Origin of the sequence: Syntrophorhabdus sp., assembly GCA_012719415.1 — a bacterium.
Classification (GTDB): domain Bacteria; phylum Desulfobacterota; class Syntrophorhabdia; order Syntrophorhabdales; family Syntrophorhabdaceae; genus Delta-02.
On record JAAYAK010000022.1, the window covers coordinates 22,498 to 31,498 of the forward strand.

The window sequence follows — 9,001 nt, forward strand, 5'->3', positions numbered from 1 at the left end:
TCCTTTATAATTGTCATACGATGGTCTTCATGAGACCCTACCTGCTCCGCGGGATGATCCTTCCCGCATTCTTTCTGTTCCTGACCGCCGGCGTTGCCATATCCGATCCCATGCCCGTGGGGGAACCCCGGACCCAGGAGAAAGCGGTCGTTGCCTCCGACCCTCTCCCCAGGGCGTCGGTCGTAAGGAATCCCCATGGTTTCCTTCAGTTCGACGGGACGGGCTACCGGGTTGTGACGAAGGAGGTCAAGCCGGAAAAGACGAACCATATCCGGCTGAAGCCCGTCGGGCCTTCGGGGCCGAACGGAACGGGTTCCACCGTCTACACCCTCGAAGTGCTCGAGGACAGGGCCTGTGAAGAGGACAACCGGCAGAACCCTTCTGTGAATGACGGGGCCCGCATTGCCGTTGAAAGGGTAGAGGAGCTCGATAAGAAGAAGAACGCGACCCCGGAGCCGAGGAAGGAGCACAAGGCCGACGTGGGTCTTGGCATGAAGGTTTCGGAATCGAGCGAAGTGATGGTCGGTCGCGGCCTCGTTCTGGAGCGCAGGGAGGACAGAGGCCTCGAATCCCGCGACGACGGCTGGCGTTTTCGCTTCAAGACGAACTTCTAGGGATTGCCCGGAGGCCCCGGGAGCCACTTCTTTCCCACATATCTTTTGAGCATGAGTGCGGCGGCGAGGGCCTGCGACAGGTTCATGGTCCACCACACCGCGTGCGCCTCGAATCCCCAGACAACAACGAAGAGATAACACAGGGGAACCCTGACGAGCCACGTGCAGGCGGCGATGATGAACATCATGCTCCTCGTGTCTCCCGCTCCGCTCAAGGCCCCCGCGAGTATGACCCACAGTGCCATGAAAGGCTCGCCGAGCATGTTGATATAGAGATACGTCATCGTCTCTCCCATGACGATGGTGTTGTCCGACATGAGGGACGCGAGCCCGGGCGCTGCAATGACCACCCCGACGGCGAGGAGGACGACGAGGCCGACGCCCATCAGGGCGGTGACGAGGCCGGCTCGAAAGGCTGTGGCGGGTTTCTTTTCTCCCAGCAGGTTGCCCGTGATGACCGCGTTCGCCATGTGAAATGCTATCGCGGGGAGGAATGCGGCCGATTCGATCCTCAGCCCCGCCGAGAATGCCGCGAGGGTCTCTATGCTGTGTCGAGGCAGGGAACTCAGTATCAGGTAAAGGACCATGGAATGTAGCTGCCAGAGCGCCTGGCTGAGGCCAAAGGGCCAGGCGATCCCTGCCACCTCCCTGATACGTCCCGCCGCGAACGCCATCGCTGACGATGGCACGAAGGAACGCAGATGACGCAGGTTCATGATGCATCCCGCGAAGGTGCTCAAGACCGTGGCCAGCGCAATCCCGGTGTAACCGAGAGGTGTGCCGAAGACGAGGAAAAAATTGAGGCATATGTTGGAGACGCAGACTGTCGCCATCGTTGTCAGGGAAAGGCGCACACTCTTGCAGGAGCGCAGCACGCCGTTCGTATTGATGAGCATGTAATGAAAGATGAGGCCCGCGGCGTATATCTGCCCGAGCGGTGACCCCAGCGGCTTGAGACTGGTCGGAATGCTCACGATGGCGATGAGCCTGGGTGTGAGGACGATGCCCAGGATACCAAAGATGAGGCCCGCGGCCGCAGCGACGACAAGGACGGAGAAGATGGCCCTTCCGAGCTCTTTCCTGTCGCCTGAGCTGAAGAGCCGGGAGAGGACCGATACCGTTCCCGTCGTCAGGGCGTTGGCGATGATAATAAAGACGAAGTAGAGCTGGATGACGAAGCCGTATGTCGCCTGTATCTCTTTGCCGACCTTGCCGGCGACATAGATGTCCGTGATCCCGATGAGGAATTCGAAAACCATGATGAGCGTCATGGGGGCGCTCACCGACCAGCTTTCGGAGAGGAGGTCGCGGACCCCTTTTTCCTGAAAAACCTTTGTCAGGTTCATACTCTGATCAGCGCGATCCGGGTTCCGGCGAAAAAGGTCGGTGCCACCCTCACTGGAGAGGGCCCGTCACAGTCTTTGCCTGACCACCTCATAACAGGCAAGGGCAAAGGACGTGGCAACATTGAGGGACGGGAACGAAGGGTTTGTCGGGATCCTCACGAGGGCGTCACAGGTTTCCTTGGTCAGTCTGCGCAAGCCCTCTTCGCCGCCGAAAACAAGACATACAGATCCCGTGAGATCTACCTCCCACAGTGCCGTGGCGCCCCGTTCGTCAAGACCGTAGCAGAAGACCCCCCTTTTCTTCAGGGCATCGAGATACCGCGAAAGGTTGGTGACCCTCACGGCCTCTATCAATTCGGTGGCCCCCCGGGATATGTTGGCCACCGTCTCGTTCATGACGCAGGAACGGTCTTTGGGAAGGATAAGGGCGTCGACCCCCATGCAGGCGGAGCTTCGCGCGATATTCCCCAGGTTCTGGGGGTCCTGCACGCCGTCAAGCGCGCCCAGGAACACGGGACCCATTGAACCGAGACGATCGAGAAAGGTATCCTGCCCGGTATAATCGAAGTCCTCGCGTTCGAGACACACGTGCGACCTCGGGGAGCCGCACTTCTTCGCGAAGGCCTCGGAGGGCAGGACACGGTACGATACCCCCTGCCTTTTCGCCTCCTCGATCAATTCCTCCGAGAGTTTCTCGTGACCTTGCCGTATGAGAAGCCTGCGGACCTTGCCCGGATGGTTCTTCAAGGCCTCCCTGATACTGTTCCTGTTAAACAGAAAGGGCATCGCGTATATCCCCGGTGATCTTTCTCAGGAGGGCCTTCGGGTCCGCCGCGTCCCTGACCGCCCTGCCAAGGACGATGTGCGAGGCCCCCCTCCTTATCGCCTCCTGCGGTGTGATCGTCCGTTTCTGGTCGTCCTTCCTGTCTTCGACCCTCACCCCGGGTGTGATGATGAGGAAGTCCCTGCCGCAGGTCTCCCTGATCATCTCGATCTCGCTTCCCCCCGCTACGACGCCGTCGAGCCCGGCCTCCTTCGCGAGAAGCGCCAGCCTTTTTGTCAGTTCGATGACGGGCATGTCGAAGCCGACCCTTTTCAGTTCCGCGTCATCGAGACTCGTGAGGACCGTTACCCCTATGATCCTGGGACGCGCGAGGCCGGGGTTCTTGCCCGCCTCGACGAGGGCCCGCTTGGCCTCGCTCATCATGGCGAATCCCCCCGAGGCATGGACGTTCAGGATGTCGACCCCGAGCTTCGCCGCCTCGACGGAAGCCTTGGCCACGGTATTGGGGATGTCGTGATACTTGAGGTCGAGAAAGACCTTCGAGTTCTTCAGCTTTATGTAGTCGACTATCTTCGGTCCACATTGCGTAAAGAGCTGCTTGCCCACCTTGAACATGCCCACGTGGTCCTTGAACTCCATGACAAGCTGCTGCGCTTCCTCGAAACGGTCTACATCGAGAGCAAAGATCATTTTTTCCCTGGGGTCCATCGCACTCTCCATCATTATTGTGACTTCTCGCGGTTAACGATTGACAAAGCATTTCACGGCAATTAAGAATAACTGCGTGGAACGTGAACGCCTGTCAGATATCCTGCTCCTCAGTGTCTCTGTTATCTGGGGTGTGAATCTCGTGGCCGTCAAGTATCTTCTGGGCGACCTGTCCCCGGTGAACCTCATACTGGTGCGGTTCATCACGGGGAGCCTTCTTCTATTTCTTTTACTCTTTTTTCTCGAAGATGTAAAGGTGCCTCCCCGGGACATGTGGAGGCTCACACTGCTCGGGGCGGTGGGTGTCGCTGTCTACCAGTTCGTTTTCACCTTTGCCCTGAAATACACCTCCGCCGTCAACGTGGGGATCCTTATAAACATGTCCCCCATCTACGGGGGTTTCCTGAGCAGTCTTTTCGGCTACGAGAGATTCATGAAGAAGAGGATCCTCGCCATTGTCACCGGATTTGCGGGCGTCTACATTCTCATGACGAAGGGTGACTGGAACGTCTTCATGCGGGGCGATGTTGCCGGGAACGTTCTCGCGCTTTTCGCGAGCTTCCTCTGGGCCCTTTACACCATACTGTCGAAGCCGCTTCTCGAAAGGCACTCCCCGTTGAAGGTGACGGCGTGGAGCATGACGGCCGGCTCCGTTATCCTCGCGTTCTTCGTGCCGTCCTTCTTCGACGCGGGCGAACTCGGGCGTCTTTCCATGACGGGTTGGCTTATCATCGTTTTCTCCATCGTTCTCTCGACCGTTGTCGCCTTTTTCCTCTGGTACCGGGGGGTCGCACGGATAGGCGTCTCCCGCACCATGATCTACCAATATTGCGTTCCCGTCTTTACGGCGCTCACGGCCTACTTCGTTCTCGACGAGACCCTCCATTTCTCCCAGCTTATCGGGGGAATGATCATTTTTGTGAGCGTCTATCTGGCGAGAAGATAAGGAAGGGACAATAACCCACACCTGTGCACAGGAAGCCTGCGGCAACGGACATGCTGACCCTGCGGAGCAATCCCGGGAAACAAGAATGACCAATGATCAAATTCCAATGACCAATGAAAAAGATAATGACCAATTTACCAATTCAATAGTCTATCCCCAGAACGGCTCCTTTGCCGCTCCGGTAAGCGTGGCGGACCTCTTTCATGTCGGTGATCGTGTCGGCGATGTCAATGAGATCGGGGGGCATGTTTCGGCCGGTGAGGACCACGTGGAGGCCGGCCCTTCTGCTGCTCAGCGATCGAACGATCTGCCCCGCGGGGATGAGGCCGTGGTTGACGGCATGGGATATCTCGTCGAGGACAACGATGTCGGCGCTGCCGGAGGAGAGTTCCTCTTCGACGGCCCGCCAACCCTTTTCGGCGGCCTTGCGATGGGGTGCCGGATCGTCACCTTCCCTCAAGAACCCGGCGCCGAAGGCGTGGACCTCGATAAGGGGGATGGTGTCCTTGTCGAGCATCTGCTCTCCCGATCTCTCCCGGCCTTTCATGAACTGGAAGATGGCCGTCCTTTGCCTCCGGCCGAGCGCGCGAAGTGCTATGCCGAGTGCCGCCGTGGTCTTCCCCTTCCCATCGCCGGTAAAGACGATAATAAGTCCTTCTTTGTCGGCCATACCAGTTAATACCATTATTATAAGGACCGTTGCAACCGCTTGAGCCGCTCGAACAGTTTGAACGCAAAAAACAAACAAGAAACGTCGTGCTTATGGAAGGGCATACAATCCTCCCCACGAAAGGCGAACTCCTGACCGTTCCAACGGTTCTAACGATTCTAACGGCTCTAACGGTCTTCGTCACCCCTTTATGGATCCGAGAGGTACGATCTTTGCCACGAGCCGGGAGATCCCGGCCCTGTGGACTACCTGAACCACTTTCGATACGTCCTTGTAGGCCTCGGGCATCTCCTCCGCGAGTGTTGCCTTGCTGGCTGCCCTCACGCAGACACCGCGCTCTTCCATTTCCCTGATGATCGATCGCCCCCTGGCGGATCTCAGGGCCGCGCTCCTGCTCATGATCCTGCCCGCGCCGTGACAGGTGCTTCCAAAGGTCTCGTCCATGGCCCGCTCAGTTCCCGCCAGCACATAGGAGGCCCTGCCCATGTCGCCGGGAACGAGAACAGGTTGCCCCACCTCCCGGTACCTGTCGGGGACGAGGCGGTGGTGAGGGGGGAAGGCCCTCGTGGCACCTTTGCGGTGCACACAGAGCGGTACGTCTGTGCCCTCCACCCGGTGCGTTTCCTTCTTGGCGATGTTGTGGCACACGTCGTAGACGAGTGTGAGGCCAAGCGAAGAGGCACTCGCGGCGAATACCTCTTCGAACGTCTCGCGGACCCAGTGGGTAATGAGCTGCCGGTTCGCGAAGGCGTAGTTCGCGGCTGCGGCCATGGCCGAAAAGTAGCGGCGACCCTCCGGGGAGGTGAGCGGGGCGCAGCACAGCTGCCTGTCGACGAGGTCTATGCCGTATTTCGCGGTGGCGGACAGCATCTGCCGTATGGATTCATCGCAGACCTGGTAACCGAGACCTCGCGACCCGGTGTGGACCATGATGGTGACCTGGTCATGGGTAAGGCCGAAGGCCCGGGCCGCCTCTTCATCGAATATCTCCGCGACATAGCCCACTTCCACGAAATGGTTCCCGCTGCCGACAGTGCCGAGCTGGTCTTTTCCCCGTTCGTAGGCCCTGTCGGAAACAGCGTCCGGATCGGCGTCATCGAGGCAGCCCTGGTCCTCGATGTGATCGATATCCGACTGTGTGCCGAAACCGTTCGTTATCGCCCATCGTGCTCCCTTTTCGAGAACACCCCTGAGTTCACCGTGAGACAGCTTCAGGTCCTTGCGGCGGGAGCCGAGACCGCTCGGGACATTCCGAAAGAGGCCTTCCACGATGTCCGGCAGCCTGTGCCTCACATCCTTCGCGCTCAGCACGGAGCGCACGAGGCGGACCCCTCAGTTGATGTCGTAGCCGACACCGCCGGGAGAAATGACCCCCTCATCGACATCGAAAGCCGCCACCCCGCCTATGGGAAAGCCGTAGCCCCAATGGATGTCGGGCACGGCAAGAGAGGCCCTGACGATCCCGGGAAGGGTGGCCACGTTCCGAACCTGCTCGACGCTTTCATTGGTACCGAGATATCCGAGCAATTCCTCATCGATATAGACGATGCCGTCAACCCGCATAGCGCCGGTTCTCCTGACGATATAACGGTTCTCATCGAGCTTCTCGAGCTTCACTTTTTCTTCGCTCATACCCCACCCCCCGAGAAGAAGGTTCCAGGTTCAATGTTCCAGGTTCCAGGGAAAAAACAGGACGCCGGGTCTTCCGGCCTGAAACGTGAAACTTGGAACCTGAAACTGGTCTTTATACGTCTATAATAATGGTAGCCTTGAATCTCCCTGCTGTTTCGGTTATGGCGAACTTGTGGTAGGTGACCGCTTTTAATTCCACTTCGATGCTGTGCCTGTCCTCGTCGAAGGGCTCACCTTTGATAAGGGCGGCGAGGCCTTCTCTCTCAAAGGAGACGGTCACTTCGGCGGGGATGAATCTCTCCACATCCCAGACAAAGAGGAGCTCGTTGAGGAAATTGATGAGGAGCTCCCCGTTGCCCGGGACGGTTATCCTTTTTTCAAGCGCCGGTCTGACCTTCCCGGGATCGATAATGAGGGAAAGCATCGCCCGTGCGGCGTTTTCGAAGAGCTCTTCCCGTGAGGCCCCGTAGACCTCGAGACGGACGTCGGCGTCATGATCGAGGACCTTGAAGGACTCCACGGAGGTCTCCCCACTATCTCTTCGGCCTTTCCGTTCGGATCACCTCTTTTATGCTGCGGGTGATCGTGAGTGCATTGTCGAGCGGTCTCTGCCAGATATTGCGACCGAAGATGAAGCCCGAACCGCCTGCGCGGATGCATAAGCTTGCCTTGGCAAGGAGGTCTTCATCGGAGACCATCTCGCCGCCGGCAAAGATCACGGGAACGCCGCCGGTCGTGCTTATCACCCTCTTGATCGCCTCCAGTTGGTCCGTCTCGAAGTCACGGTACGGGGCCGGCACGGCGGAATTCTTCTTCGGGTTCGGGACGTTCACCTTGATCATGTCGGCGCCGAGCTCGGCAGCGACGCGGGCGGCATATTCAACGGCATAAAGGCTGTTCTTGCCGCCTTTCGCCTCTATCTCTTGCCCTCTGGGGTAGGACCAGACGATGACGGGAAGACCTGCCCTGTGGGCCTCTTCACGGACGTAGGTGAACTGCTCGATGTCCTCATCCTGTCTCGGTGAGCCGATGTACAGCGTGTAGCCCACGGCGATCGCCGACAGCTGGAGCGCCTCGTCTATGGTGGCGGTGATGGGGGAGAGCGGTTCGTCATCCGAGGGTATCTCCGTCTTGCCGTTCACCTTGAGGACAAGGGGTACCTGGTTATACATGTCCTTGAAGTAGCGCCTCGCGTTCCCGATATGAAGAGCGACGGCATTATACCGTCCCTTCTTTGCGATCTCGATTATGTGCAGGGGGTCCTCGGCGTACCTGGCATTGAAGAAATCCCGCGGCCCGTGTTCAAGCCCCTGGTCGTAGGGCAGAATGATCGTCTTACCGTATGTCTGAAACAACCCTTGCAGTCGTACGTCTTTCGGTTCCATGTTCCCCTCCTTGGATTCGTTGGTAGACAGTATAGCACAAAAGTCAGGTAATGGGTGATGGGCAAAACACCAAAGAAGGGTCATGGGGGATGGGGTATAGGTGACAGGCAAAACCTCATAATTGCGGAAAGAATTCCATGGTCTCTTCCCATGACCCATGGCCTATAACCCATCATCTGCATTTTTTATTAAAAGATATTAATTTTTCGCTTGACAGCCCCAGGGGGGGTTGGTATTATTAAAAAAACTTAATTGAGGGAGGTGTAGTGGCGACAATAGTGTATAAGGATGCGAAAAAAAATCTTAAGGAGGCAAGAATGAAGAAGTTAGTATTGGTTATGCTTGCGCTGTTTCTTGTTATTCCTGTGGTGAGCAACGCAGGCAGCATGACAAGCAGGTACGATGTCACATTCGGCGGCTTCGTGAAGTTCGACCTCGGCTGGACCTCACAGAACGCCAACGCGGACGCGGTCAACGCTTCCCGGTCAAGCACATCCGGAGTCAAGGTCCTTGCCGACGAGTACGGCAACACCTTCATGAGCGGTGCTGAGACCCGTTTCAACTTCCTCATCAAGGGTCCCGACCTGTGGGGCGCCAAGACGAGCGCCTTCATCGAAGGCGACTTCCGCGGCACGTCAACGGGCAACCAGTATGGTGGATTCCAGCTCAGGCACGCCTTCATGAAGTTGAACTGGCAGTCTGCAGAGTTGATGATCGGCCAGGGTTGGCAGCAGTGGGGCATGCCCTACTACGTCCCGACGGTCAGCATCCTGGACTTCGCCCAGTATCTGAAGGGCATCAGGACCCCCCAGATCGCTTTCCGTTATTTCTTCACGAAAGAGTTCAACGCCATGTTCGGTCTGACCTCCGCGACGGAATGGTCAGGCTTCCGTGCGGTCCGTCAGTCCAATGACGG

General features: G+C 57.9%; 9 protein-coding genes and 1 pseudogene. 3 read left to right on the plus strand and 7 right to left on the minus strand.

Translation table 11 applies throughout. The features are described 5' to 3' along the window. The first annotated feature begins 29 nt into the window (after positions 1 to 29). Positions 30 to 614: a hypothetical protein gene (locus GXX82_01075; GenBank protein ID NLT21619.1), complete on the plus strand. Its 585-nt coding sequence runs from the start codon at positions 30 to 32 to the stop codon at positions 612 to 614. On the opposite strand, the gene GXX82_01080 is transcribed toward GXX82_01075, so the two are convergent. The 3 genes from GXX82_01080 to pyrF form a co-directional block, all read right to left on the minus strand. Beyond that, positions 611 to 1,960 carry an MATE family efflux transporter gene (locus GXX82_01080; protein NLT21620.1) on the minus strand — a complete coding sequence of 450 codons (1,350 nt, stop codon included), beginning with the start codon at positions 1,958 to 1,960 and terminating at the stop codon, positions 611 to 613. The genes GXX82_01075 and GXX82_01080 overlap by 4 nt on opposite strands. Before the next feature lie 66 nt (positions 1,961 to 2,026). Continuing rightward, a complete protein-coding gene (locus GXX82_01085; GenBank protein ID NLT21621.1) occupies positions 2,027 to 2,746 on the minus strand; it encodes an RNA methyltransferase in 720 nt (239 codons plus the stop codon). Then, complete coding sequence (gene pyrF, locus GXX82_01090) at positions 2,730 to 3,467, minus strand: orotidine-5'-phosphate decarboxylase (GenBank protein NLT21622.1); 738 nt, start codon at positions 3,465 to 3,467, stop codon at positions 2,730 to 2,732. The genes GXX82_01085 and pyrF overlap by 17 nt, the downstream gene beginning before the upstream one ends. 61 nt (positions 3,468 to 3,528) lie before the next feature. Here pyrF and GXX82_01095 point away from each other — a divergent pair, with 61 nt between their 5' ends. Next, the gene (locus tag GXX82_01095) at positions 3,529 to 4,398 is read left to right on the plus strand and encodes an EamA family transporter (protein ID NLT21623.1); all 870 of its coding nucleotides are present in this window, start codon (positions 3,529 to 3,531) and stop codon (positions 4,396 to 4,398) included. Positions 4,399 to 4,540: 142 nt separating this feature from the next. Here GXX82_01095 and GXX82_01100 read toward each other — a convergent pair whose 3' ends face one another. The 4 genes and pseudogenes from GXX82_01100 to GXX82_01115 all read right to left on the minus strand — a co-directional run bounded on the left by GXX82_01100 (position 4,541) and on the right by GXX82_01115 (position 8,085). After that, positions 4,541 to 5,068 carry a cob(I)yrinic acid a,c-diamide adenosyltransferase gene (locus GXX82_01100; protein NLT21624.1) on the minus strand — a complete coding sequence of 176 codons (528 nt, stop codon included), beginning with the start codon at positions 5,066 to 5,068 and terminating at the stop codon, positions 4,541 to 4,543. A 180-nt stretch (positions 5,069 to 5,248) separates the two neighbouring features. Further along, positions 5,249 to 6,700 (minus strand): annotated as a pseudogene (locus GXX82_01105) (RtcB family protein). Positions 6,701 to 6,812: 112 nt separating this feature from the next. Continuing rightward, positions 6,813 to 7,220, minus strand: coding sequence for an archease (locus tag GXX82_01110; GenBank protein NLT21625.1), 408 nt, complete (start codon positions 7,218 to 7,220; stop codon positions 6,813 to 6,815). Positions 7,221 to 7,233: 13 nt separating this feature from the next. After that, positions 7,234 to 8,085: a fructose-bisphosphate aldolase gene (locus GXX82_01115; protein NLT21626.1), complete on the minus strand. Its 852-nt coding sequence runs from the start codon at positions 8,083 to 8,085 to the stop codon at positions 7,234 to 7,236. Between the two features lie 317 nt (positions 8,086 to 8,402). Here GXX82_01115 and GXX82_01120 point away from each other — a divergent pair. Further along, positions 8,403 to 9,001: hypothetical protein (locus GXX82_01120; protein ID NLT21627.1), on the plus strand; the 599-nt coding region annotated here is incomplete at its 3' end.

Bases quoted from the DNA above. Each gene is read 5' to 3' on its own strand.
- GXX82_01075 (NLT21619.1), top strand. From the start codon at position 30: ATGAGACCCTACCTGCTCCGCGGGATGATCCTTCCCGCATTCTTTCTG.
- GXX82_01080 (NLT21620.1), bottom strand. From the start codon at position 1,960: ATGAACCTGACAAAGGTTTTTCAGGAAAAAGGGGTCCGCGACCTCCTC.
- GXX82_01085 (NLT21621.1), bottom strand. From the start codon at position 2,746: ATGCCCTTTCTGTTTAACAGGAACAGTATCAGGGAGGCCTTGAAGAAC.
- pyrF (NLT21622.1), bottom strand. From the start codon at position 3,467: ATGATGGAGAGTGCGATGGACCCCAGGGAAAAAATGATCTTTGCTCTC.
- GXX82_01100 (NLT21624.1), bottom strand. From the start codon at position 5,068: ATGGCCGACAAAGAAGGACTTATTATCGTCTTTACCGGCGATGGGAAG.
- GXX82_01115 (NLT21626.1), bottom strand. From the start codon at position 8,085: ATGGAACCGAAAGACGTACGACTGCAAGGGTTGTTTCAGACATACGGT.